Source organism: Nocardioides sp. NPDC087217, assembly GCF_044744805.1.
GTDB lineage: Bacteria > Actinomycetota > Actinomycetes > Propionibacteriales > Nocardioidaceae > Nocardioides.
Map to the genome: position 1 here is coordinate 1 of NZ_JBIUZB010000006.1, position 23213 is coordinate 23213.

The following is a 23213-nucleotide window of genomic DNA, read 5'->3' on the forward strand; positions in this document are numbered from 1 at the left end:
GCCTACCCTTGACCTACAGACGCCAGCCCAACGGCTGGCCCAGCTGCTCAATCCAGCAGCTTGACCAACCGTTGCTTCGACCGGTTGAGATCGCCCCCTTCACAAGGTAGCCAGGAGCATGGGGGCGATAGCCGCGGGATGGCGGACGCTGTTGCCTCAGTTGGCTACTGGCCATGCCCGTCTCAGGCGGGTCGCCTGGAACGGACGGGCAGGGTCATCAGTCGGTGATTGATGCGCCGTGGACTGGCGGCACCGCCAACTGCAGCGCCAGCCGGATCGGTTCTGCCCGCCGCAGCGCATCGGCAGGTTAGTCGCCCGGCAGGAGTGGCAGAACAGGGCTGTGCGCGAGGACGCAGATCAGCGATCGCCCCATCGTGGGCTCGGGATGCATGCGGGCACGGCGGCGCAGGCCAGCCCGGGATCAGCCGGTTCGGGTGCGCCTGGTGAACCGGATCTGCCCGTCGGGGAGCCGCTCATAGGCGTAGTTGGGGTCGTGGATCCGGCGATGGTCGCTCGCACACAACAGGACCATGTTGGCCAGATCGGTTCGGCCGCCTTCGGACCAGGGTTTGAGGTGATGGGCTTCGGTCCAGGCGGCGGGTGCGTCGCAGTCTTCGGCTTGGCAGCACTTGTCCCGTAACCGGAGTGCCTTGTGTTGGACCGGATACGCCAACCGGGCGGTACGGCCGAGGTCGAGGATCTCGGAGTCGGTACCGAGCACCACCGGGACAAGATCCGCGTTACAGGCCATCCGGCGGGCCTCCGCGGCGGTGATCTGCTCCCCGTCGAAACCCAGGGCGGCGGTGCCGAGGTCCTTGTGGAGGTCCTCGACGCTCATGGTGATGAACACCGTGGTGCCGTGGCCACCGTGGCGGGGGAGTTGGTCGACGTCGTAGGTCTCGATCACGCGGGCGAAGGCTTGGCCCAGGAGCCGGTCGTAGGGTGCTTTGCGGCCCTTGTCCTCGGCCGAGAGCTTCCGGGGCTGGGCCAGGGAGTCCAGCAGGGTGCGCAGCCGCAGCCCGACCGCACGCGAGACCCTCGCCTGGATGTCGATGGTGCCGTCACCGTTGTCGCGTGACTGGAAGAAGGTGCGCCGTTGGGCGTGCTCCTCTTCCCGCTGGAGTGCTTTGGCCTCGGCCTGCTCGAATCGCTCCGGGTCGATCTCGGCCAGGATCCGTTTCCCGACGATCTTCAACTCGTTCGCCGTCAACCGGGTCGCATAGTCGACCAGCAGCTTCTCGGCGAGGATCAGGTCCTCGGCACTCGCGGCCGGGTCGGCCTCGATGGCATCGAGAGCGTGGGTGATCACCCTCGCCTTGTCTTGGGACACCACCCCCTCGGCCAGGCCATCGGCAACAAGGTCGTACTTGGTCACCGCGGCGGCGAGCTTCACCTGGGAGCGGGCCACGCCCTTGTCGACCAACAGTTCAGTGCGCATCCATCCGGATGCGTCCTTGGCGCTGGTCTCCTCGGCGATGTCGCCGGCCGTGGCCAGCACCCGGAGCTTCAACGCGGCTTGTTGGGCCTGGAGCTTCTCCAACCGCTCCAGCAGGTCCTTCTTCTGCCCGGTGCGCCAGTAGGCCGGATCGGTGGCCAGCAGGTCTTGGAGGGCGGACTCGATGGCGGTCAAGGCAGCGTCGATCGCATCGCCGGGGTTGGTGTCCCCGTGGTCGATCGAGCGGCCGAGACTCATCGCTGCCCTCTCCTTCAGAGGTGTGCTGTGATGGCTCTGATTCTACGCTTCTCGCGCCCTGTCTGGCCACCTATTTTCCCTGATCAGAGACCATTTTCGCGGTGAGCGAACGACCTAGCATCTGTGGATGGTAAGTGGCCCGAAAGGCCACCCTCCACCCCATCAACCTCACCCCTCCCGAAGCACGATTCCGCTGCGCCACACCCGGGCCGCCGCCCCGATAGCCAGCCAAGTTTTTTCTCGATCTGGTCCGGAGTCCAGGACCGCCGAAGGCGGCCGGCGAAGCCGGCGCCCGAAGGGCGTCCTTGACGCCGGTCCAGATCGAGAAGACCTCCAAGAACGGGTCGGCGGCCCCACGCCAACCACAAGAAACAGTCAGCGACAGAGCCCAACCAGAAAAACAGCCCTAAGCCGCCGGATGCTCGTACGCCGCCGCAACCCGCTCGCGGAGCTTCGCGTGGATCTCCTCCGGCGTGCGCTGCGTACGCTGGCGGTGGTTGCGCGCAATGATGACGCCTGTCGCGGTGACTCCGGCCAGTCCGGCGAGACCGACGATCTTCCACACGCGTGCACTGCCGAAACTCATAGGACCCCCTGCTCACGATGTCTGATGACACCACTATCTCCCTTGCCGACGCCGTGGACCAGACCCGGACCGGTGATCTGTGGCTCTTCCGCGGGCGTTCGGTCGCCGACCGGGCGATCCGGATGCTCAGCAACGCCCCGGTCAATCATGTCGGGATGGCGGTGGTGCTCGACGACCTGCCGCCGCTGATGTGGCACGCCGAGCTCGGCAAGGGGCTGCTCGATCTCTATACCGGCACCCACCACCGTGGCGTACAGCTCCATGATCTGCGTGCCGCGGTCGAGCAGTGGGCGGGGCGTTACGAGCAGCAGGTCTGGCTGCGCCAGCTGACTGCCGACATCGACCGCCCTCGCGAGGACGCGCTGCTCCGGACGATCGCCCGGCTCGACGGCACACCGTTCCCCTCGACCGCCGCCCTGGCCGGACGCTGGGCGCGGGGGAGAGTGCGCTCGAAGGCAGGCCTCGAGCAGGTCTTCTGTGCCGAGGTCGTCGCTGCGACCTATCAGGAGATGGGCCTGCTCGACGACGAGCGCCCGACCAACTACTACGACCCGGGTCGCTTCTGGTCGGGCGACCACCTGGCCCTGCAGGACGGCGCCGTCCTAGGTAGTGAGGTACGCGTCGTCGGCTGAACCGCGGCCCGCGAGGCGGAGGGCGACGGAGACCTCGCCGCTCTCGACCAGGGTGCCGATGACGAGCGCACGGAGCCCGCGAAGCAGCGCGTCGGGGTCGACCAGGTCGGGTGCTGCGAGGGCGTGCAGCAGGTAGCCGTGCACGAGGGCGAGCACGGAGCCGGGGTCGGTCCGGGTCGCGCCCGCCACGGTCGCCGCGCGGTCCGCGACGGCACGACCGGCGGTGAGCGCCTCGGCCACCACCGGGCGGAACTGCGGTTCGCGGGCGGCGTGGAGCAACCCCTCGAGGAAGGCGAGCGAGTCGGTCGGCGGGGACATCAGCGCCGCGGCGAACGCCTCGGCCATCGCGTCGGTGCCGGACTCCGTCGCGGCGAGCTCGTCGGCGAGCGTACGCAGCCGGGCGACGTCCTCGGCGACGCCCGTGCGCATCGCTTCGGCCGCCAGGTCCGTGATCGAGTCGAAGAAGTAGCCGACTGTGGCCAGCGGTAGCCCGGCGCGCTCGGTCACGGCCCGATGGGTGACCCCGGCGATGCCCTTCTCGGCGGCCACCTCGATGGTGGCGCGGACGAGGGCGTCGCGTCGCTGCCTGGCGCTGTCGCCGTGCCGTCGCTTCATGCGCAGAGTGTTTCACGCGAGCCGACAAGAAGTCTGGAAGATCTTCTAGACTTTTGCGAGCCGATCCAGCACGCTGTCCGACATGACCGCACCGGCCCGCGTCCACGCCTTCACCGACGACGCCCTCGGAAACCACGACGCTGTCGAGCTCGCCCGCCTCATCCGGGCGAGAGAGCTGAGCGCGGGCGAGGTCGAGGCGGCGGCGGTCGCCCGGCTGCGACATGTGGCCCCGGGCCTGCACGCGATGGCGTACGAGGCCTACGACGCGCCCCGCCGCCCGGACGCCGACACCGGCCTGCTCCATGGTGTGCCGACCCTGCTCAAGGACAACACCGACCTGCTCGGGATGCCGACCAACCACGGGTCGGAGGCGTTCCGGGCGCGTCCGGCCACACACGACGGGCGATACACGACGCAGTTCCTCAGTGCCGGGGTGACCGTGCTGGGCAAGAGCCGGATGCCCGAGTTCGGGCTGAACGCGACCACCGAGTTCCGAAGCGGGCCGCCGACGCCAAACCCCTGGAACACGCGCCACTCCGTCGGGGCATCCTCCGGCGGGGCGGCAGCGCTGGTCGCCGCCGGAGCCGTGCCGATCGCGCACGCCAACGACGGCGGCGGCTCTATCCGGATCCCGGCCGCGGCCGCCGGACTCGTCGGGCTCAAGCCGAGCAGGGGAAGGCACATCGACGGCGAGATGGCCCGCACCCTGCCGATCAACATGGTCAGCGAAGGGGTGGTGACCAGGACGGTACGCGACACCGCGACCTTCCATGCCGCGCTCGAGCGGCACTGGCGCAACCCGGCGCTGCCGCCCCTCGGGCTCGTCGAGGGCCCCGCGCGGCGGCGGCTCCGGGTCGCGATGATCATCGAGTCGGTGACCGATGCTGTCGTGGACACGCCGACGAAGACGGCCGTGGAACGCACCGCGACCCTGCTGGAGGAGCAGGGCCACAGCGTCGAGCCGGTCCCGATCCCCGTCGACGCGCGCTTTGGGGACGACTTCCTCAGCTACTGGGGTCTGCTCGCCTTCCTCGCCGGCAACCTCGGCCGCCTGACCATCGACCGGACGCTCGACCAAGGCCGCCTCGACGGCCTCACCGACGGCCTGCGTCGCGCCTTCGCCTCCGGCGGCTGGCGCCGTACGCCGATCGCGCTGCTCCGCCTGCGGCGGGCCGCGACGGCGTACGCCTCCGTCTTCGACCAGCACGACGTGGTCCTGTGCCCGGTCGTCGCCGGCGTCACCCCGCCGCTGGGTCATCTCTCCCCGAACGTGCCGTTCGAGGACCTCGTCGACCGGCTCCGTCGTCACGTCGCGTTCACGCCGCTGCAGAACATCACCGGTGCGCCGGCGATCTCGCTGCCGATGGGGCTCAGCGAGGAGGGGCTGCCGATCGGCGTCCAGCTCTCCGCGGCGTACGGCGACGAGCGGACGCTCCTCGAGCTCGCCTACGCTCTCGAGGAGCAGTCGCCGTGGCCACGCATCCAGCAGTGAGCGAGGTCAGAGCATCGTCGAGGCCTTCTCCAGCACCCGGCGCAGGATCTGCTCCATCTCGTCGAACTCGGCCTGGCCCACGGTGAGGGGCGGGGAGAGCTGGATGACCGGCTCGCCGCGGTCGTCGGCGCGGCAGTAGAGGCCCTCGGACCACAGCGCCTTGGAGACGTATCCGTAGAGGATCCGCTCGCACTCCTCCTCGGTGAAGGTCTCCTTGGTCGCGCGGTCCTTGACCAGCTCGATGCCGTAGAAGTAGCCGGTGCCGCGTACGTCGCCGACGACCGGCAGGTCCTTCAGCTTCTCCAGGGTCGCCAGGAAGGCGTCCTCGTTGCGGCGTACGTTGCCGAGCAGGTCCTCGGCCTCGAAGAGGTCGAGGTTGGCCATCGCCACCGCGGTGGAGACGGGGTGACCGCCGAAGGTGTAGCCGTGGTAGAAGGTCTCCTCGCCCTCGAGGAAGGGCGCCATCAGCCGGTCGGAGATGATCGTCGCGCCCAGCGGCGCGTATCCCGAGGTCAGCCCCTTGGCGGAGGTGATCATGTCGGGCACGTAGCCGAACCGCTCGCAGCCGAACATCGTGCCCAGCCGCCCGTAGGCGCAGATGACCTCGTCGGAGACGAGCAGCACGTCGTACTCGTCGCAGATCTCCCGCACCCGCTGGAAGTAGCCCGGGGGAGGCGGGAAGCAGCCGCCCGAGTTCTGCACCGGCTCCAGGAAGACCGCGGCCACGGTGTCGGGGCCCTCGGCGCGGATCACGACCTCGATCTGGTCGGCGCACCAGCGTCCGAACGCCTCCGGGTCGCTCCCGTCCATCAGCCCACCGGTGATCTCCGAGGCCCGGTAGATGTTGGTGTTCGGCACCCGGAAGGTCGAGGGGACCAGCGGCTCGAACGGCGCCTTGATGTCGGCCAGGCCGGTGATCGACAGCGCCCCGTGCGTGGTGCCGTGATAGGCGATGTTGCGCCCGATCACCTTGTGCTTGCCCGGCTTCCCGCGCAGCTTGAAGTAGTTCTTGGCCAGCTTCCACGCGGTCTCGACGGCCTCGGAGCCGGAGTTGGTGAAGAAGACCCGGTTCAGGTCGCCGGGGGCCAGTGAGGCCAGCCGTGCGGCCAGCTCGATCGCCGGCTCGTGCGCGTAGGACCACAGCGGGTGGAAGGCCAGCTGCTTGGCCTGCTCCGCGCCCGCGTCGGCGAGCTCCGCGCGCCCGTGGCCGACCTGGGAGACGAAGAGCCCCGCGAGACCGTCGAGATAGCGGTTGCCCTCGATGTCGTAGATGTAGGCGCCCTCACCCCTGGCGATGATCGGCACGTCGGCCTCTGCGTAGCTCGAATGCCGCGTGAAGTGCATCCAGAGATGGTCCTTGGCGTCGCGCTGCAGCTGCTCGTAGTTGCCGGTCATGACTCAATGGTCACCCAATGCATCTCGCTTTCGCAAGCGAATCAGTAGCAAACCATCAATTCCACTTCGGATTCGGTTGTGACATCCCTGTTACAGGAAGGAGTTAGTCTCTACCGCATGGCTGACCAGACCTTCAGGAACGTGATCGGCGGCGAGCTGCGCGAGGCCGCCGACGCCGCGACGTACGACGTCGTCGACCCCGCTACCGGCGAGGTCTACGCGCAGGCGGCGATGTCGGGGGAGACCGACGTCGACCAGGCGTACGCCGCGGCCGCATCGGCCTTCGAGGCCTGGGGCGAGACCACACCCCAGGAGCGCAGCCTGGCTCTGCTCCGGATCGCCGACGCGATGGAGGCCCGGGCCGAGGAGCTGACCGCCGTGGAGGTCAAGGACACCGGCAAGCCGTTCCAGCTGACCCTGGAGGAGGAGCTGCCGCCGACGATCGACCACTTCCGCTTCTTCGCGGGCGCCGCGCGGACCTTGGAGGGGAAGAGCGCAGGCGAATACCTCCAGGACCACACCTCCTGGATCCGCCGCGAGCCGATCGGCGTGATCGGGCAGGTCACGCCGTGGAACTACCCGCTCGCGATGATGTCGTGGAAGATCGCCCCGGCCCTGGCCGCCGGCAACACGGTCGTCCTCAAGCCCTCCGACACCACCCCGGCCAGCTCGGCGCTGCTGGCCGAGCTCGCCCAGGAGTTCCTGCCGCCGGGCGTGCTCAACCTCGTCACCGGCGACCGCAACACCGGCCGCGCGCTGATCCGGCACAAGACGCCCCAGATGGTCGCCATCACCGGCTCGGTGCGCGCCGGCATGGAGGTCGCCGCCACCGCGGCGCAGGACGTCAAGCGGGTCCACCTCGAGCTCGGCGGCAAGGCGCCGGTCATCGTCTTCGACGACGCCGACATCGACAAGGCGGTCGCCGGCATCGCCGCGGCGGGCTACTTCAACGCCGGCCAGGACTGCACGGCCGCGACCCGGGTGCTGGTGCAGGAAGGCATCCACGACGAGTTCGTCGCGGCACTCGCCGAGGCGGCCCGCAACACCACCGTCGGCCTCCCCGGCGACAACACCGACGTCGGCGCGCTCAACAACCCCGGCCAGCTCGCCCGGGTCGCGGGCATGGTCGACCGCCTCCCGGACCACGCCACGATCGCGGCCGGCGGCGCGCCGGCACGGGTCGAGGGCGGTGAGAACGGCTACTTCTACCAGCCCACGGTCCTGGCCGGGCTCCGTCAGGACGACGAGCAGATCCAGCAGGAGATCTTCGGTCCGGTGATCACCGTGCAGCGGTTCGCCGACGAGGCCGAGGTGCTCAGATGTGCCAACGATGTCGACTACGGCCTCGGGTCGAGCGTGTGGACCAAGGACCACGCCACCGCCCTGCGGGTCAGCAAGCGCCTCGACTTCGGCGTGGTGTGGATCAACACCCACATCCCCTACATCTCCGAGATGCCCCACGGCGGCTTCAAGCACTCCGGCTACGGCAAGGACCTCTCCGTCTACGGGTTCGAGGACTACACCCGGATCAAGCACGTCATGTCCTTCATCGGCGAGTAATCCGCTAGACAAACGTGTGGGCGTGCGACCCTCGATGTGCGGGCCGGTGGCGTCCGTGAAAGCATCGAGCGCCGTTTCGCGTACCTCCGCGACTCGGACCCAGCAATGGAAGCAGCCGAACCCCCACACGAGGTGCACCCCACATGTCAGCCAAGCAGTGGCGGACAGATGTCCAAGGTCTCCGGGCCATTGCCGTAGGCCTGGTCGTCGCTGCCCACGCGGGCATCCCGCACACCGAGGGCGGGTTCGTCGGCGTCGACGTCTTCTTCGTCCTCTCCGGCTTCCTGATCACCACCCTGCTGCTGCGCGAGGCTGACACATCAGGAACGGTCAGCATCCCGCAGTTCTACGCGCGCCGCGCCCGCCGGATCCTGCCGGCGGCCACTCTGGTGATTCTGGTCGTCCTGGCGTACGCCGCCTGGCAGCTGCCCACCACGAGGCTCACCGACGCGGCCGCGGACGGCACATGGGCGGCGTTCTTCCTGGCCAACGTGCACTTCGCGGCCGAAGGGGTGCAGTACTTCCAGCCCAGCGAGCCCTCGCCCTTCCAGCACTACTGGTCGCTTTCGGTGGAGGAGCAGTTCTACCTCGTCTGGCCGGTGCTGGCGCTCCTGCTCATCCCGAGGCTCGGACGCAAGGGCTTCGCCGTCGTCGCCGCGGTGATCGCGGTCGCGAGCCTGGCCTGGTCGATCCACGCCACCGGCGAGAACCCGACCGCCGCCTACTTCTCCACCCCGGCGCGCGCCTACGAGCTCGCCGCCGGCGCGCTGCTGGCCTGCTGGGGCGGCCGGCTCAAGGGCGCCGCGAGCATCGCCGCCGGCCTCGGCGGAGCCGCGGCGATCCTGGTCGCCACCGTCATCTTCAGCGAGGCCACCCCGTTCCCCGGCTGGCAGGCGCTGGTGCCCACCCTCGGCACGGTCGCGCTGCTCGCCTCCGGCGCCAACGCCCCGACCGCGAGGCTGCTGGCGATCCGCCCGCTGCGGTATGTCGGGGACATCTCCTACTCCCTCTACCTGTGGCACTGGCCGCTGATCGTGCTCGCGCCGGAATTCCTTCACCTCGGCAACGCCGCGCTCGAGATGACGGTCGCGGTCGCCGCCGCGCTGCTCCTCTCCGCCCTGAGCCACCGCTTCATCGAGCTCCCGTTCCAACGCAAGCAGGTGCCCGTGCTCTCCCACGGGCTGCGCTCGCTGGCTCTGTGGCCGGCAGCGCTCGTGCTGGCGGTCGGTAGCGGTTGGCTGACGACCGGCTATGCCGCGTACGCAGAGAAGGAGCGGGCCGCCCAGGCGCAGGCGTGGTTCGCGGCCAACGAGGTCCCCGACACCGCTGCCGAGACCGGCGGCCCGCCGCAGGTGCAGCGCGAGCTCCGCGCCGCCCTCGACATCGCCGACCGCGGTGGCCCGATCCCGCCCGGCGTGCTCGGCGAGGAGATCACCGAGGACCGGTGGCAGAAGACGTACGGCGACTGCTACGCCAACTACGGAGACACCCGCGGCGCCGACTGCACCCTCGGCGACACCGACGCGAAGAAGACCGTCGCCGTCGTCGGCGACTCCCACGCCGGCATGTGGCTGACCGCCTTCGACGACCTCGGCAAGGAGAACGGCTTCCGGGTGGTGCCGGTCGTGAAGGTCGGCTGCGCCCCCTATCCGGTCCAGCACCGCGGCAAGAAGATGACCCAGGCCGAGTGCGACGACTTCCGCGACTGGTCCGCAGACCGCCTCGAGCGCCTCGACCCCGACACGATCGTCTCGACGGCTCGGGGTCAGCTCTTCATGCCGAAGACGTACGACGGGATGGACCGTGACGAGCAGTGGTCGCAGGCCGTACGCAGCACGGTGAAGGCATATCGGGAGATCTCCCGCAAGGTGGTCGTCCTCGGCGACGTGCCCAAGGTCGACCAGAACCCCGCCGACTGCATCAGTGCCCCCGAGGCCGACCAGAGCTCCTGCCTCAGCGACCCGGACTCGCGCGAGACCAGCAGCAACGAGCTCACCGAGGCGGCCCTGGAGGGCACCAAGGCCGCGTACGTCGACACCCAGCGATTCGTGTGCGCCGAGGACCGCTGCCCGCTGGTCGTGGGGGAGAAGGTCACCTACTACGACGACTCGCACCTGACCGAGTCCTGGGTCCGTCATGTCACGCCGCGGCTCGGCGTCATCCTGGCCCCGCTGATCTGACGCAGATTTAACTGGGACGCGCGTTTTGGAGTTTGCCTTTACGTGCATCTTTGTGGCTTAATTGTGGCCAGACGTTGCAAAACGTTTCATGCGCAGCCCTGGACCCGTGGGGGAGTCCGGGGCTGTTGCTATTTCCGGGGTCGTCGACGCCACTGTCCTTGTGCCAATCGGGGTCTTTTCGCAGTGCGATTCGAATAGCCTTCACTAGACTCCGCGCGATCGGATCGATGCCGGATCGATGCCCGCTAGGAGACTCGGATGGCGCAACACCCGGACCTGTCGTCCGCCAAGCCGTGGGCGTTGACCTCGGTTGTCGGGGCCGTGGCGATGGCAGCGCTCGCCTATCTGCAGTCCGTCTTCCAAGGTCAGGCCGGGATCTTCGCCGTCGTCGCGGGCATCGGCTGTGTCGTCGTCGCGGTGGTGCTCAACGCGCTGCTCGCCTGGGACGCGGCGAGGAAGCGCGCCATCCCGGCCACGTCGGCGGCCCTGATGATGACCGCAGCGGTCTATGACGAGGATGAGGAGGTCGTCGGCTACGCGGTCCCGGTGACCAAGCGTCACCTGATGACCTCGGCGGCCGTCGTCCTCGCGGCGAGTGAAACGACGGTCGCCGACGGGATGTTCGTGCGGGTCCACTGGAAGTTTCCGGCGGAGTCACGCGACGTCGCCGTGACCGCACTGCCGGGTGGCTATGCGCTGCTCACCCTGATGCCCGAGGACAAGCTGCCTCGGCAGGTGAAGAATGCTGCGCTGGTCCGGCGACATGTCGAGAACGCGCTGGTGGTCGCCGAGGCCTGGCACGGGGACGGCAACCGTGAGCTCGGCGGACGTGCGCACGCCGTGGGCGAGCACAACCGAGTCGTCAACCTCGACGCCGAGAAGACCGCGACCGGCGAGGAGTTGATCGGTGCGCCGCTGCTGCAGACGGGCAACCGGAAGGTCGTCGGACTGCTCGACGGCACCGACGACCGCGGCCCGCGCTACCTGCCGTTGACCCGCGACAAGGCGCGGGCCCTGGTGGGCGGTGCCTCCTGGTGGCGCAGCACGGGGTGGCTGGTCCCGGCCGCGGTCGCCGCGGTGATCGCCCTGCTGGCGGCGATCCAGCCGATCCTCGGCTCCGGGGATAGCGGCCTGGTTCCGGCAGCCGCCTGCGAAGGAGACGCGACCAGGCTGAGCGTCGTGGTCAGCACGGAGAAGGACGGTCTCATCGACCAGCTGGCCGCCGACTTCAACGAGGAGTACCGGGGCGAGGACGGCGCGTGCGCCGACGTCCAGGTGTTCGGCGTCAATTCCGGTGACGCCGCCGAGGCGATCGCCACCGGCTGGGTCGCGGCCCCCGACGACCGGCTGGAGTGCCCGGTCGACGACCCGGAGGACTGCGAGGTCGTCGAGGCGCGCAAGCCGGACCTCTGGCTGCCGACCGAGTCGGTCTGGCCGGAGCTCCTGGCGGCCGGCGAGCTCGGTGAGGACGGTGCCGGCGAGCTGGCCGACAACGACGGCGAATGGACCTCGGTCGCCTCCTCCGTCCTGACGATCCTGATGCCCGCGGCGAAGCGGGAGAAGCTCTCGCGCTCGCCCGACTGGGACGAGCTGCTGACCAAGGCCGCGGGCGGCGATCTCGCGATCGCGATCGACGACCCGATCGGCTCGACCTCGGGGATGGCGACCTCGGTCGCCCTCAACGAGGCGCTGGTCGCCGACCACGACGAGGAGGACGCGGTCGGGCTGCTGCGCGACGCGATCGCTTCGGTGCCCGACGAGCTCGCAGGCGAGGACATCACCCGGCTGATGAACCGCGTCTACCAGAACCCGGACCTCCTCGCCCAGATGGATGCCGTGGTGGCGCAGGAGCAGACCGCGTACCTCTACAACTGCCAGGATCCGCTCGGCTCCGACGACTTCTCCTGTCACGACACGCTGACCGAGGACCGCCGGATGGTCGCGGTGAGCCCGGACGACACCATCTACGCGTTCGATCACCCCGCGGTCCCGATGGCCTCACTCGACTCCGCCGAGGCGAAGCGGTCGGTATCGGAGGCCTTCGTCGACTACCTGAGGACGAAGAAGGCGCAGAACGAGTTTCGTGCCTGGGGCTTCCGAGCCGCCGGTTCGCCGGAGAAGGCCACCGATCAGCTCCAGGACGTGGTCGACGCCGACGACGTCGAGACCGTGACCCCATGGCCGGAACCGAAGACGGTCAACCAGTGGCGGCACCAGTGGCAGAACGTACGCCTTCCCGTACGCGTGCTGCTCTCTATCGACACCTCGGGCTCGATGGAGCAGATCGACGGTCAGGACCGCCGGGTCCGCCTCGATGGCTTCACTGACGCCTGCACCAAGGAGGCGACCGCCAACCCGACGTACCTCCAGGTCGCGAAGAGCGCGGCGCTCAACGCCATCGGCGAGCTCAAGGACGGCCGCGACTCGGTGGGCCTGGACTGGTTCCCGCCTGCCGGGACGGACACCTCCACCGAGATCAAGCCACTGAGCGGTACGACCCGTGCGCAGCTCAAACGGGAGATCTGTGGGCTGACGGCCTATGGCGAGACACCGTTGTACGACGCGATCCGCGACGCAAGCGCCTCGATCAACGCCTCCGAGACCGAGGTCTCGGACCGTACGGTGATCGTCCTCCTCTCCGACGGCGGCCAGAACCCGCCACAGAGCCTCGACGCCCTGATGGACGAGATCGGCGGCGAGGGGGCGATCCCGGTCATCGCCGTCGGGATCGGGGACCAGGCACCCATCGACGTGCTCGGCAGGCTGACGGAGGAGACCGGGGGAGCGCTGCGCAACCTGAGCGAGCCGGCGGACGTGGCCAACCTCGACCGCGTCCTGGTCGACGTCTTCCAGGGGCTTGCCGGGAAGGTCTCCTGACGGGGCCTACCGCTTGGCGCCTTCTCAGCCTCTGCTGGGAAGATGGGTGGGTGAATGAGCAGCGACCACGCGACGTGGTGATCCTCGGCTCGACCGGGTCCATCGGCACCCAGGCCCTCGACCTGGTGCGGGCCAACCCGGACCGGTTCCGGGTCGTGGCGTTGACCGCGGGCGGGGCCAACAAGGAGCTGTTCGAGGCGCAGATGGCTGAGTTCGCGCCCAAGGTCTCCGGGCTGGGGGAGGAGGCCTCGGTCGAGGCCGCCGCCCTGCCCGCCGACGTGGTGCTCAACGGGATCACCGGCGCCGTCGGCCTGCGCCCGACGCTGGCCGCGCTGGAGGCGGGCAACACGCTCGCCCTGGCCAACAAGGAGTCGCTGATCATCGGCGGACCGCTCGTCAAGCGGGTCGCAGGGGAGGGGCAGATCGTCCCGGTCGACTCCGAGCACTCCGCGATCGCCCAGTCGCTGCGCGCCGGCCGCGCCGAGGAGGTACGCAAGCTGGTGCTGACCGCGTCCGGCGGCCCGTTCCGCGGCCGTTCCCGCGACGAGCTCGCCCAGGTCACGCCGGCGCAGGCGCTCAAGCACCCCAACTTCGCGATGGGCCGGGTGATCACGACCAACTCCGCCACTCTGGTCAACAAGGGTCTGGAGGTCATCGAGGCCCATCTGCTCTTCGACGTACCCTTCGACCGGATCGAGGTCGTCGTCCACCCGCAGCAGTACATCCACTCGATGGTCGAGTTCACCGACGGCGCGGTGGTCGCCCAGCTCGGGCTGCCGACGATGCTGGTGCCGATCTCGATGGGGATGGCGTGGCCTGATCGGGTGCCGGACGCCGAGACGCCGATCGACTGGACCAAGGCCGCCGACTGGCGCTTCGAGCCGCTCGACGACTCTGCTTTTCCCGCGGTGCGCCTCGCCCGCGAGGCCGGCACCCGCGGCGGCACCCACCCCGCGGTCTACAACGCCGCCAACGAGGTCTGCGTGGATGCCTTCCACGAGGGCCGGATCCCGTTCCCCGGCATCGTGGACACGATTGCGGAGGTGATGGCGAGGCATCACGGCGTACGCTCTGAAAGCACCCTCACCATCGAGGACGTGCTCGCCGCCGACGCCTGGGCGCGCGAGGAGACCACTCGGATCCTGGAGACCCGTCCATGAGCTACTTGCTCTACACGCTGGCCGTGATCGGCTTCATTCTCGCGATCCTGGTCTCGATCGGGCTCCACGAGCTCGGCCACATGATCCCGGCGAAGGCGTTCGGCGGGAAGGTGACCCAGTACTTCATCGGCTTCGGGCCGACGGTGTGGTCCAAGCAGGTCGGCGAGACGGAGTACGGCCTCAAGGCGATCCCGCTCGGTGGCTACGTCAAGATCGTCGGGATGCTGCCGCCCGGTGCCGACCAGTTGGGGGAGCGCACCGAGGACGGCGCGCTCAAGGTGCGCAAGTCCAACACCGGCATGTTCACCCAGCTGATCAGCGACGCGCGCTCGGCCGAATGGGAGCTGATCCGTCCCGAGGACGAGCCGCGGCTGTTCTACAAGATGTCGTGGTGGAAGAAGGTCATCGTGATGGCCGGCGGGCCCACGGTGAACATCGCGATCGCATTCTTCGTGCTCTGGGGCGTCTTCGGGATCTACGGGGTCCGCGAGAACGTCGTCGACAAGGGTCATCCGGTCGTCTCGAGCCTGCAGGAGTGCCTGCTGAGCTGGGAGGACCAGGGCCGCGAGTGCCGCGCCAGCGACAAGCCGACCCCGGCCGCCGACGCAGGTCTGAAGCCCGGCGACGAGCTGATCTCGTTCAACGGCACCGAGCTGACCTCATGGGCGGTCGCCCAGGAGCTGATCCGCGACAACATGGACCGCGAGGCCACCATCGTCATCGAGCGCGACGGCGAACGGATGACGCTGCACACCCAGACCGTCGTGCAGGAGCGGGTCAAGGACCTCGACGACACCAGCGCCGACCCGGAGACCGCGAAGGTCGGCTTCTTCGGGATGTCGCCCGAGTCGCACGTGGTCACGACCAAGGAGGGGCCGGTCTACGCGCTCAAAGAGATGGGTGTGATGGCCGAGAACGCCGTCCACTCCCTGCTGAGACTGCCGGTCAAGGTCTGGCACGTCGCGCTCGCGATCGTCGGTGTCGAGGAGCGCTCGGCCGACAGCCCGGTCAGCATCGTCGGCGGCGGCCGCATCGCCGGTGAGATCGCGGCCCACGAGGGCCTCGACGTCGGCGAGAAGGTCGCCAGCTTCGCGTTCCTGGTCGGTGGGTTCAACCTGTTCATCGGCATCTTCAACTTCGTCCCGCTGCTGCCCCTCGACGGCGGTCACATCGCGACGGCGCTGTGGGAGGGCATCCGTCGTGCCTTCGCCAAGGTCTTCCGGCGGCCCGAACCGGGACATGCCGACCCGGCGAAGCTGCTGCCGGTGGCGTACGTCGTGGCCTCGGCGCTCCTGGTGATGGGTGTTGTCCTGATCGTCGCCGACCTCGTCGTCCCACTTCATCTCCAAGCCTGACCCGCCCGTAAGATTGGTAGACATGACGTCGATCCCCACGCCGACAGACATCGGTATGCCGGAGGCACCCGCCCCGGTGCTCGCCCCTCGCCGCAAGACCCGCCAGATCAAGGTCGGGTCGGTGGGCGTCGGCAGCGAGAGCCCCATCTCCGTGCAGTCGATGACGACCACGCTCACCTCCGACGTCAACTCCACGCTGCAGCAGATCGCCGAGCTCACCGCGTCGGGCTGCGACATCGTCCGGGTGGCCTGCCCGAGCCAGGACGACGCCGACGCGCTGCCCGCGATCGCGAAGAAGTCGCAGATCCCGGTGATCGCCGACATCCACTTCCAGCCGAAGTACGTCTTCGCCGCCATCGAGGCCGGCTGCGCGGCGGTCCGGGTCAACCCGGGCAACATCCGCAAGTTCGACGACCAGGTCAAGGAGATCGCCGCGGCCGCCAAGGACCACGGCACCTCGATCCGGATCGGCGTCAACGCGGGATCGCTCGACAAGCGGCTGCTGGAGAAGTACGGCAAGGCCACCCCCGAGGCGCTGGTCGAGTCGGCCATCTGGGAGGCCTCGCTCTTCGAGGAGCACGGCTTCCAGGACTTCAAGATCTCGGTCAAGCACAACGACCCGGTCGTGATGGTGCGCGCCTACGAGCTGCTCGCCGAGGCCGGTGACTGGCCGCTGCATCTCGGCGTCACCGAGGCCGGCCCGGCCTTCCAGGGCACGATCAAGTCCTCGGTCGCCTTCGGCCACCTGCTCAGCCAGGGCATCGGCGACACCATCCGCGTCTCGCTCTCCGCGCCGCCGGTCGAGGAGGTCAAGGTCGGCATCCAGATCCTGGAGTCGCTCAACCTCAAGCCGCGCCGCCTCGAGATCGTCTCCTGCCCCAGCTGTGGTCGTGCGCAGGTCGACGTCTACACGCTCGCCGAGCAGGTCACCGCGGGTCTCGACGGCCTCGAGGTCCCGCTGCGGGTCGCGGTCATGGGCTGCGTCGTCAACGGCCCCGGTGAGGCTCGCGAGGCCGACCTCGGCGTCGCCTCCGGCAATGGCAAGGGCCAGATCTTCGTCAAGGGCGAGGTCATCAAGACCGTTCCCGAGGCCGCCATCGTCGAGACCCTGATCGAGGAGGCGCTGAAGATCGCCGAGGGCATGGAGCCCGTCGAGGGCGCCGGCGCGCAGGTGTCCGTCAGCGGCTGACGGGGTGGATGTTCACCGAGGTAACTCGGTGAACGGTCGCTTCCTTCGTGGAACTCCACGAAGGCAGTGCGCACCCACCGAGTTACCTCGGTCAGCATCCCGCGGCGCAGACGCAAGAAGGCCCGGTCCGAACCGTCGGACCGGGCCTCTTCGTCTGTTTCGCGGCGTCCCCCTCGCGTACGTCGCGAAACGATGTCGGCGGTGTCACCAGTGCATCAGCCTGGAGACCACGCCGAGGAACCCGAGGTGGAGCAGTGCTCCGAGTGGGTCCGTGGTGATCAGGTGGCCCCAGGCGAGTGCGGCCTGGCCCATCTGGTTTCCGAGGGCGGTGGCGAACCCGTCCAGCCCGCCGTGGGTCCACAGGTGGACGACGACGAACCGGATGCCCGGCACGACCAGGAAGAGGACGAGTGCGGCCTTGACCGGGAGGATCCAGGACAGCGAGCCGCTGTCGGTGGAGCGCAGGTTGCCGGTACGCACCCAGCGGGTGCCGCTGCTGCCGTTGAAGCGGACCTTGGTGCGGCCTGCGGCGGTGGCGACGACGACACCGCGCTTTCCGGCGCGGGTGCCGCCGCGGGCCCGGACGGTTTCGCCGGGGCGCATGAAGTTGCTGATCATGACAGCGCTCCTTCCGTGAGGACGACGGACACGGACGAGGTGCCGGCGGCTGCCTGACACGTGGGCGGCTCGGCGCTGAGCAGCTGGTTGAAGCCGAACACGACAAGAAGCGTGACGGCGAAGGTGGCGATGCTGAACTTGTGGTTCCTCATGGTCATCATCTCCTTCAGCGGTGGGGCCCGTAGGTGGGGCCGGCGCTGTCCCTGATGGGGACAACTCCACGGTGGCGGAGGCCACATCCGTCTCGCCAGAGGGCGGGTGGGAGTGGGGACGATGTGAAGACAGTCCCAGGTGAGTTGGGACGTTTCTGGGACAGAAGTGGGACGCCTGCGAGATACTCTCAACCGCGAACGCGGGCGACTCGGTGAGGGGAAATGACCGACGAATCTCTCTCACCGGAGCAGTTCAACGGTGAATTGCGCGCCTGGATCCGGCAGGTGACCGGAAAAGCTGATGGTGGCGCCGGTGTGGCGATGGCCCGGAGCACCTTCTACCGGCGTACGTCCGGCTCGAAGCTGATGCCGCTCGACGAGCTCATCCGCGTGGTCGGCGGCGCGGTGCCCCGCACCCTCGACCCGGCCCATCGGGGCGAGTGGATCCGGAAGAACACCGGCATCTGGCAGGCGAAGTGGTGGAAGGCGTACGCCTGGCGTGGCGAGGACACCGCGGTGCCCGGGCCCGTGCTGACCCCGGCCACACCGGCGGCCCCGGTTCCTCCCACCAGCTCCCGGCTGACCTTCCCGCGGGCACGGGTGGCGGCGCTGAGCGGATTGACGACGCAGCAGCCCACGATCCCGCTCATCGAGGCGCTCGGCCGCTGGCTGGACGACCCCGAGTCCAACCTCTTCTTCCTCACCGGCCCCTCTGGCTCGGGAAAGACGGTCGAGACTCGGGAGTGGACCGCCTCGCAGGAGCAGGTGCGCTACATCAGCCTGCGCGACGGCGCGGTCGACTACGGCGCCCTGGTCGACGAGGACCGCTCGCCGATCGTGATCGACGACTTCGACCTGATCTCCTCCAGCGCCGAGGAGCACGGTGTCACCCGCCCCGACCTGAGCGAGCTGCGCTCGGCCTTCGGCCGCGGCGGACGGTTCGTGGTGATCAGCAAGCGCAACCTGCAGACCGAGCGCGACGAGCTCGCCGAACAGCTGCGCAGCCCGGCTCGGCTGGAGGACCTCGGGGTCGAGTCGGCGATGGTCGTACGCGTCGAGCCGATCTCCCCGGTCGAGGTGCGCGCCCTCGGCGAGGAGCGCGGCGGTGACGACAGGCTGCGCAACCTGGCCGCGGAGATGGAGCGCGGGGGCGGGTTCTTCCCCGCGACCCCGATGGTCCTCAAGCAGCTCTACGCCTCCCTCGAGGAGGGCGCTCCAGCGCCCCGGACCCAGTGGGACGGCTACACCGTCCATCTCAAGCACGTCTGCGGTCAGCCGTGGGACCGGAAGAGCTCACGCATCCCCAGTCGGGTGCGGTTCCAGACCTACCGCGACATCGCCTGGGACCTGTTCACCGGGATGGACGAGCCGACCTCGCAGGAGCAGGACCTGATCCCGGTCCCGCGCGTCTCGGAGTGGCTGTTCGCCAACCTGCAGCGCGACCTCGACATCACCCGGCAGCGGGACTTCCTGACGTACGAATGGATCGCCGACCTGCTCGACCACTCCGAGGTCTTCGGCGTGACCGGCCGGACCAGGGACGGGGTGGAGTCGGCGGAGTTCGCCCACGAGACCTTCTACCAGTACTTCGTCGCCGAGGGCATCCGCGACCGACTGCGCGACGGGCACGGGATGGCGCTGGACGGCGCCCGCTTCGCGGACATGCACATGGGGCCGCTGGTGATGACGTTCCTCAAGGCCGGTTTCCAGCCCGGTGACCTGGACGCGGTGGCCCGGCTGAGCGTACGCGAGAGCCTGTCCTGGATGGACCGGCTGATCTGCCTCTACCTGACCGAGGAGCGCGAGGACTACGGCGACCTGCTCGACCAGGCGCCGGAGCGCTACTGGGACGAGCTGGAGTTCGTGCTGGAGGCGTTCCGGTCGCTGTTCCTGCGGAAGGCAGCGATGTTCCAGCTGATCCTGCGCGGCCGGGTTCCGGTCGACGGCTACCTCGAGATCCTGAACCGCGAGGAGGACCCCGGCGCGGTCGCCCGCGAGCGCGACGTGCTCGGCTGGGGCACCGACATCACCGACGCCCTGGTCCATCGGCTGCACCATCCGACCCTCGCCCCGGCGATTCCGATTACCGCGTACCGGCTCGGGCAAATGGGTGATATCACTTGCGTGAGCCATCTCGAGGGTCTCACTGGTCTGCCGCCCGCCCATCAGGACGTGGTGAGGTCGGCGATCCACCGGATCAAGGAGCGCCATGAGCACAGCGTCTGAGTCAGGCACCCCGCCGCGAGCTCCCGTGCTCGTCCTCGGTGCGACCGGCGACCTCGGCAGCGCGGTCGCGCGCCGGCTCAGCGCGGAGGGCACCCCGGTGATCCTGCACGCCTACAGCCGGACCACCGAGCTGGCCTACCTCGCCGACGAGACCGGGGCGGTCGCGCGGGTGGAGGGTGACCTGACCACCGACGACGGCGTGGACGCCCTGGCCGAGACGCTCGCCGGGTTCGAGACGCTGTCGGGGCTCATCAACTGCTCCGGCGTCAACCCCAGTCCCGACACGGTCGCCGAGATCGACCGGTCCGAGTGGCAGCTCACCCTCGACCTCAACCTGACCTCGGTGTGGCGCACGGCCTCGCTCGCGCTGCCGAAGCTTCGGGCGGCCAGGTCCGGCGCGGTCGTCCTGGTCAGCTCCGTCTTCGGGATCCGTACGCCGTCGCGACGGGCCGCCTACGGCGTGTCCAAGCACGCGCTGACCGGGCTCGCCCAGGCGATCGCGCAGGAGGAGGAGGGCATCGTCCGGGCCAACGTCGTCGCTCCCGGCCCGATGTGGAGCGAGTCGTCGCGGCAGGTCTTCGTCAAGCACGCCCGCAAGGAGGGGGTGACCGTCGACCAGTACATCTCCTATCGGGCCGCGCGCATCCCCGGACACCGCTTCGTCACCGCCGACGCCGTCGCGAAGGTCTGCGTCTTCCTCGCCTCCGACATGGCCGGCGCCATCAACGGACAGTGTGTCGTCGCAGACGGCGGCGAGTACTGACCGGCGGCGCGCAATCTGCAATTAACCCGAGATGCCACTGATGCGCCGCCGGGCTGTCTAGGCTTCGCCTAGCGCCTCCACACGTCTTTTGTTTCCCTCTTCAGACTGGCGACAACGTTGACCAATTTCTGGCTTGCCATCGATCACGCAGACGATGCGCTGTTCCGTACCCCGGACTCCTCCGACATCCGGCCCGACATCCTCGATCTGGTGGCCGACACCCCCGGTTGGGGCATCGTCGTGCGTCCCACGCAGGGCCACGGCGACGTACGCCGCGAGCTCGCCTGCGCCGGGCTCCCGGACATCGAGACCGTCGATGAGCTCGTCGTCCCGCAGAGATCGACCGACGCGGTGAAGATCGGGTTCGACGACCACCAGACCGAGTGCGCGCGGATGGCCCTCGACATCCTGGAGCGTCTCCCCGGCTATGACCGGGTCTTCCTCGAGCCGTACTGCACGACGCCCGGCTGCCTCGGGGATCTGGCCACCCTCGCCACGCGGTCACAGTGTGGCGGCATCGTGCTCAAGCTCAAGGTCAACGACGAGGGCCTGGAGAACATCGAGCGGGCCGACCTCGGAAGAGCCTCCTGGGTCGCGCGGTCCGACGGGATGGGCTGGGACGACTTCAGCGAGCGGCTGCCGCGGGTCAAGGCGCTCGGCGCCCGCGGCGTGATGGTGGGCAGGGCGGTCTGGGGAGACACCGGCGAGGCCGGCCAGGACGTACGTCTCAAGACCATCGGCGAGCGAATGCACACCATCGAACGCATCTTTGCCTGATCCGGTCCGCGAGCCGCAGGGCGACGTACAACCGGATTGGCCCTAGGCTCGGAGACATGCTGACGACGCGCCAGGGGATCCGCCCGCTGCACGCGGGTGATCTCAGCGCGTTCCTCGACCTGACCGCGCAGGATCCGGTGGTCAACGTGTTCGCGGAGTACCGGGCGCGCACCACCAACCTCGAGCCGCGCTGGCTCGGCGGTGAGATCTGGGGCCGATGGGACGGCGGCGACCTGGTCGCGGCCTGTCACGTCGGCGCCAACCTGGTCCCGATCCAGGCCACCGAGGAGGATGCGTACGCCTTCGGTGAGCGGGCTCGCAGCCGGGTCCGCACCGTCTCGACGGTCGTCGGGCGGCAGGCCGCGGTGCGGGCGCTGTGGGGATCGATCGGCGAGTCCTGGGGCACGCCGCGCGACCAGCGCTGGGAGCAGCCGCATCTCGAGCAGCAACTGCAGAGCCTGGTCGAGCCCGACCCGTTCGTACGCCGCACCGTCCGCGCCGACATGGACGCCCTCTATCCGGCGTGCGTGGCGATGTACACCGAGGAGGTCGGGATCTCGCCGGAGACCGGCGGCGGCCGCGACCTCTACCGCGCCCGGGTGCTGCAGCTGATCTCGCGCGGGTGGTCCTTCGCCCGGATCGAGGACGGCGAGGTCGTCTTCAAGGCGGAGGTCGCTTGCGCGACCCCCGAGGCCGCCCAGATCCAGGGGGTCTGGGTGCCCGAGCACCGCCGCGGCGAGGGCCTCGCTGCCCGCGGGATGGCCGCGGTCTGCGACATCGTCCGCAGCGAGATCGCCCCACGCGTATCGCTCTACGTCAACGAGTGGAACGCCCCCGCGCGCCGCGCCTACGAGCGGGCCGGCTTCCTCGAGACGGCCCGCTTCTCCACCATCATGTTCTGACCCTCAGGAGTACGCCCGCCAGGCTCGCTCGCAGTCAGTGGCCTCGCAGCGCACGTGCCATGGCGTGCCGCTGCTCGGGTGGGACCGCATCAGGATCCGGGTGTTGGTCTCCCAGGCGTACATCCACAGCCCGTTGGGGTTGCGGTAGGTGGTCAGCAACGTGCCGCGGAGGCTGCGGCGGCGGACCACGTCGGCGTGGTTCTCGTGCTCGATCGCGTTGGTCGCGAAGCGGGCGCCATCGGGCGAGAACGACGCGACCGCCTCCAAGCACCCGCGCCAGAGCGTCGTGGCGGGCGCGGTGACGGTCGAGACCACCGAGCAGGCGTCGAGGTTCGACGGGTCCTTCGTGTACGTCGCCAGCCGGTTGGTGGCGAAGCTGCCCGCGTACGCTGCCCGGGAGGCGATCGTCTTGACCGTGCCGGCCTTCCAGTCCCACACCAGCGTGCGCGGGGTGCTGTAGGCGCCCAGGAGCACGCGGGTGCCGCCCACGTCGATCGGATCGGGCCTGGTGGCTGCCCTGAAGGTGTGTCGGGCGACGACCGCGCCGGTGGTGGCGCTGCGTACCTGGGCCTGGATTCCGCCGCTGCTCAGGGTGGCCGTCTTGAGCAGGTAGCGGCCGTCGGCCGACAGTCTCGCCTTGTCCGCGTAGTACATGTCGGTGAGGTTCCGCTGCGCGACATCGAGCTGGACCCGGATGATCTGGTCGATGTTGCGGTTGCGGACCCGCAGCACGAACCCGCTCCCTGAGCGGCCCAGAAGGGTGAACTCGTCGAGGTCGTCGCCGACGAGGGCGACCGGCGTCTTCATGCCGGTCGCAGGGTCGACCACCGAGACCGACTCGGACGACGGACGGTGCAGGTAGGGAACGGTCGGACTGTCGCCGATGGGCAGCGGAAGGGGACGTACGTCGACGGTCGGAGCCGCCGCAGAAGCCGGTGTCGTCAGGGAGACCGGAAGCATGAGAGCAACGAGGATGGCCGTGGCCAGTGCCGGGATTCGGATACGTCTCATGGAGGGATGACGTGTACGGGCAGGGGTCGG

General features: G+C 69.2%; 19 protein-coding genes. 12 read left to right on the forward strand and 7 right to left on the reverse strand.

Going from position 1 to position 23213, the window contains the following annotated elements; all coding sequences use genetic code 11:
• Positions 1-421: 421 nt before the first annotated feature.
• Positions 422-1693: a DUF222 domain-containing protein gene (locus ACIO3S_RS22875; RefSeq protein ID WP_400467986.1), complete on the reverse strand. Its 1272-nt coding sequence runs from the start codon at positions 1691-1693 to the stop codon at positions 422-424.
• Positions 1694-2099: 406 nt separating this feature from the next.
• Entirely contained in the window at positions 2100-2279 is a 180-nt protein-coding gene (locus tag ACIO3S_RS22880) for a hypothetical protein (RefSeq protein WP_160024453.1), read from the reverse strand.
• Between the two features lie 17 nt (positions 2280-2296).
• Between ACIO3S_RS22880 and ACIO3S_RS22885 the strand changes: the two genes are divergently transcribed.
• Complete coding sequence (locus ACIO3S_RS22885) at positions 2297-2911, forward strand: hypothetical protein (RefSeq protein ID WP_400467987.1); 615 nt, start codon at positions 2297-2299, stop codon at positions 2909-2911.
• Here ACIO3S_RS22885 and ACIO3S_RS22890 read toward each other — a convergent pair.
• The gene (locus ACIO3S_RS22890; RefSeq protein ID WP_350719110.1) at positions 2882-3526 is read right to left on the reverse strand and encodes a TetR family transcriptional regulator; all 645 of its coding nucleotides are present in this window, start codon (positions 3524-3526) and stop codon (positions 2882-2884) included. The two genes, ACIO3S_RS22885 and ACIO3S_RS22890, sit on opposite strands and share 30 nt — an antisense overlap.
• An 82-nt stretch (positions 3527-3608) precedes the next feature.
• Here ACIO3S_RS22890 and ACIO3S_RS22895 point away from each other — a divergent pair, with 82 nt between their 5' ends.
• Positions 3609-5018, forward strand: coding sequence for an amidase (locus ACIO3S_RS22895; RefSeq protein ID WP_400467988.1), 1410 nt, complete (start codon positions 3609-3611; stop codon positions 5016-5018).
• A 6-nt stretch (positions 5019-5024) separates the two neighbouring features.
• Here ACIO3S_RS22895 and ACIO3S_RS22900 read toward each other — a convergent pair whose 3' ends face one another.
• Complete coding sequence (locus tag ACIO3S_RS22900; RefSeq protein ID WP_400467989.1) at positions 5025-6413, reverse strand: aspartate aminotransferase family protein; 1389 nt, start codon at positions 6411-6413, stop codon at positions 5025-5027.
• A gap of 117 nt (positions 6414-6530) precedes the next feature.
• On the opposite strand from ACIO3S_RS22900, the gene ACIO3S_RS22905 reads away from it, so the two are divergent.
• The 6 genes from ACIO3S_RS22905 (at position 6531) to ispG (ending at position 16734) form a co-directional block, all read left to right on the forward strand.
• Positions 6531-7973, forward strand: a complete 1443-nt coding sequence (locus tag ACIO3S_RS22905) for a gamma-aminobutyraldehyde dehydrogenase (RefSeq protein ID WP_400467990.1) — start codon at positions 6531-6533, stop codon at positions 7971-7973.
• 143 nt (positions 7974-8116) lie between these two features.
• Positions 8117-10153 (forward strand): acyltransferase family protein, encoded by a 2037-nt coding sequence (locus ACIO3S_RS22910; protein ID WP_400467991.1) that lies wholly within the window; start codon positions 8117-8119, stop codon positions 10151-10153.
• Positions 10154-10411: 258 nt separating this feature from the next.
• Positions 10412-13030 (forward strand): substrate-binding domain-containing protein, encoded by a 2619-nt coding sequence (locus ACIO3S_RS22915; RefSeq protein WP_400467992.1) that lies wholly within the window; start codon positions 10412-10414, stop codon positions 13028-13030.
• A 50-nt stretch (positions 13031-13080) separates the two neighbouring features.
• Positions 13081-14190, forward strand: a complete 1110-nt coding sequence (gene dxr, locus ACIO3S_RS22920) for a 1-deoxy-D-xylulose-5-phosphate reductoisomerase (protein ID WP_400467993.1) — start codon at positions 13081-13083, stop codon at positions 14188-14190.
• Positions 14187-15545 carry a M50 family metallopeptidase gene (locus tag ACIO3S_RS22925; protein ID WP_400467994.1) on the forward strand — a complete coding sequence of 453 codons (1359 nt, stop codon included), beginning with the start codon at positions 14187-14189 and terminating at the stop codon, positions 15543-15545. Before dxr ends, ACIO3S_RS22925 begins: the two co-directional genes overlap by 4 nt.
• Before the next feature lie 22 nt (positions 15546-15567).
• Positions 15568-16734, forward strand: a complete 1167-nt coding sequence (gene ispG / locus ACIO3S_RS22930; protein ID WP_350844145.1) for a flavodoxin-dependent (E)-4-hydroxy-3-methylbut-2-enyl-diphosphate synthase — start codon at positions 15568-15570, stop codon at positions 16732-16734.
• 204 nt (positions 16735-16938) lie between these two features.
• Here ispG and ACIO3S_RS22935 read toward each other — a convergent pair whose 3' ends face one another.
• Both ACIO3S_RS22935 and ACIO3S_RS22940 read right to left on the reverse strand, forming a co-directional pair.
• Positions 16939-17352 carry a hypothetical protein gene (locus ACIO3S_RS22935; RefSeq protein ID WP_400467995.1) on the reverse strand — a complete coding sequence of 138 codons (414 nt, stop codon included), beginning with the start codon at positions 17350-17352 and terminating at the stop codon, positions 16939-16941.
• On the reverse strand, positions 17349-17504 hold the full coding sequence (locus ACIO3S_RS22940; protein WP_328531666.1) for a hypothetical protein: 156 nt from the start codon (positions 17502-17504) through the stop codon (positions 17349-17351). Before ACIO3S_RS22940 ends, ACIO3S_RS22935 begins: the two co-directional genes overlap by 4 nt.
• A gap of 222 nt (positions 17505-17726) precedes the next feature.
• Between ACIO3S_RS22940 and ACIO3S_RS22945 the strand changes: the two genes are divergently transcribed.
• The 4 genes from ACIO3S_RS22945 (at position 17727) to ACIO3S_RS22960 (ending at position 22172) form a co-directional block, all read left to right on the forward strand.
• Positions 17727-19730, forward strand: a complete 2004-nt coding sequence (locus ACIO3S_RS22945) for a hypothetical protein (protein ID WP_400467996.1) — start codon at positions 17727-17729, stop codon at positions 19728-19730.
• Positions 19714-20493: an SDR family NAD(P)-dependent oxidoreductase gene (locus ACIO3S_RS22950; RefSeq protein ID WP_400467997.1), complete on the forward strand. Its 780-nt coding sequence runs from the start codon at positions 19714-19716 to the stop codon at positions 20491-20493. The genes ACIO3S_RS22945 and ACIO3S_RS22950 overlap by 17 nt, the downstream gene beginning before the upstream one ends.
• Positions 20494-20610: 117 nt before the next feature.
• Entirely contained in the window at positions 20611-21270 is a 660-nt protein-coding gene (locus ACIO3S_RS22955; protein ID WP_400467998.1) for a hypothetical protein, read from the forward strand.
• Between the two features lie 56 nt (positions 21271-21326).
• Positions 21327-22172 carry a GNAT family N-acetyltransferase gene (locus ACIO3S_RS22960; RefSeq protein WP_400467999.1) on the forward strand — a complete coding sequence of 282 codons (846 nt, stop codon included), beginning with the start codon at positions 21327-21329 and terminating at the stop codon, positions 22170-22172.
• 3 nt (positions 22173-22175) lie between these two features.
• Here ACIO3S_RS22960 and ACIO3S_RS22965 read toward each other — a convergent pair whose 3' ends face one another.
• The gene (locus ACIO3S_RS22965) at positions 22176-23183 is read right to left on the reverse strand and encodes a hypothetical protein (protein WP_400468000.1); all 1008 of its coding nucleotides are present in this window, start codon (positions 23181-23183) and stop codon (positions 22176-22178) included.
• Positions 23184-23213: the final 30 nt, after the last annotated feature.

Excerpts from the sequence above, each read along its gene's own strand:
- ACIO3S_RS22875 (WP_400467986.1), bottom strand. The coding sequence starts at position 1,693 with ATGAGTCTCGGCCGCTCGATCGACCACGGGGACACCAACCCCGGCGAT.
- ACIO3S_RS22880 (WP_160024453.1), bottom strand. The coding sequence starts at position 2,279 with ATGAGTTTCGGCAGTGCACGCGTGTGGAAGATCGTCGGTCTCGCCGGA.
- ACIO3S_RS22885 (WP_400467987.1), top strand. The coding sequence starts at position 2,297 with ATGTCTGATGACACCACTATCTCCCTTGCCGACGCCGTGGACCAGACC.
- ACIO3S_RS22890 (WP_350719110.1), bottom strand. The coding sequence starts at position 3,526 with ATGAAGCGACGGCACGGCGACAGCGCCAGGCAGCGACGCGACGCCCTC.
- ACIO3S_RS22895 (WP_400467988.1), top strand. The coding sequence starts at position 3,609 with ATGACCGCACCGGCCCGCGTCCACGCCTTCACCGACGACGCCCTCGGA.
- ACIO3S_RS22900 (WP_400467989.1), bottom strand. The coding sequence starts at position 6,413 with ATGACCGGCAACTACGAGCAGCTGCAGCGCGACGCCAAGGACCATCTC.
- ACIO3S_RS22905 (WP_400467990.1), top strand. The coding sequence starts at position 6,531 with ATGGCTGACCAGACCTTCAGGAACGTGATCGGCGGCGAGCTGCGCGAG.
- ACIO3S_RS22910 (WP_400467991.1), top strand. The coding sequence starts at position 8,117 with ATGTCAGCCAAGCAGTGGCGGACAGATGTCCAAGGTCTCCGGGCCATT.
- ACIO3S_RS22915 (WP_400467992.1), top strand. The coding sequence starts at position 10,412 with ATGGCGCAACACCCGGACCTGTCGTCCGCCAAGCCGTGGGCGTTGACC.
- ACIO3S_RS22925 (WP_400467994.1), top strand. The coding sequence starts at position 14,187 with ATGAGCTACTTGCTCTACACGCTGGCCGTGATCGGCTTCATTCTCGCG.
- ispG (WP_350844145.1), top strand. The coding sequence starts at position 15,568 with ATGACGTCGATCCCCACGCCGACAGACATCGGTATGCCGGAGGCACCC.
- ACIO3S_RS22935 (WP_400467995.1), bottom strand. The coding sequence starts at position 17,352 with ATGATCAGCAACTTCATGCGCCCCGGCGAAACCGTCCGGGCCCGCGGC.
- ACIO3S_RS22940 (WP_328531666.1), bottom strand. The coding sequence starts at position 17,504 with ATGAGGAACCACAAGTTCAGCATCGCCACCTTCGCCGTCACGCTTCTT.
- ACIO3S_RS22945 (WP_400467996.1), top strand. The coding sequence starts at position 17,727 with ATGACCGACGAATCTCTCTCACCGGAGCAGTTCAACGGTGAATTGCGC.
- ACIO3S_RS22950 (WP_400467997.1), top strand. The coding sequence starts at position 19,714 with ATGAGCACAGCGTCTGAGTCAGGCACCCCGCCGCGAGCTCCCGTGCTC.
- ACIO3S_RS22960 (WP_400467999.1), top strand. The coding sequence starts at position 21,327 with ATGCTGACGACGCGCCAGGGGATCCGCCCGCTGCACGCGGGTGATCTC.
- ACIO3S_RS22965 (WP_400468000.1), bottom strand. The coding sequence starts at position 23,183 with ATGAGACGTATCCGAATCCCGGCACTGGCCACGGCCATCCTCGTTGCT.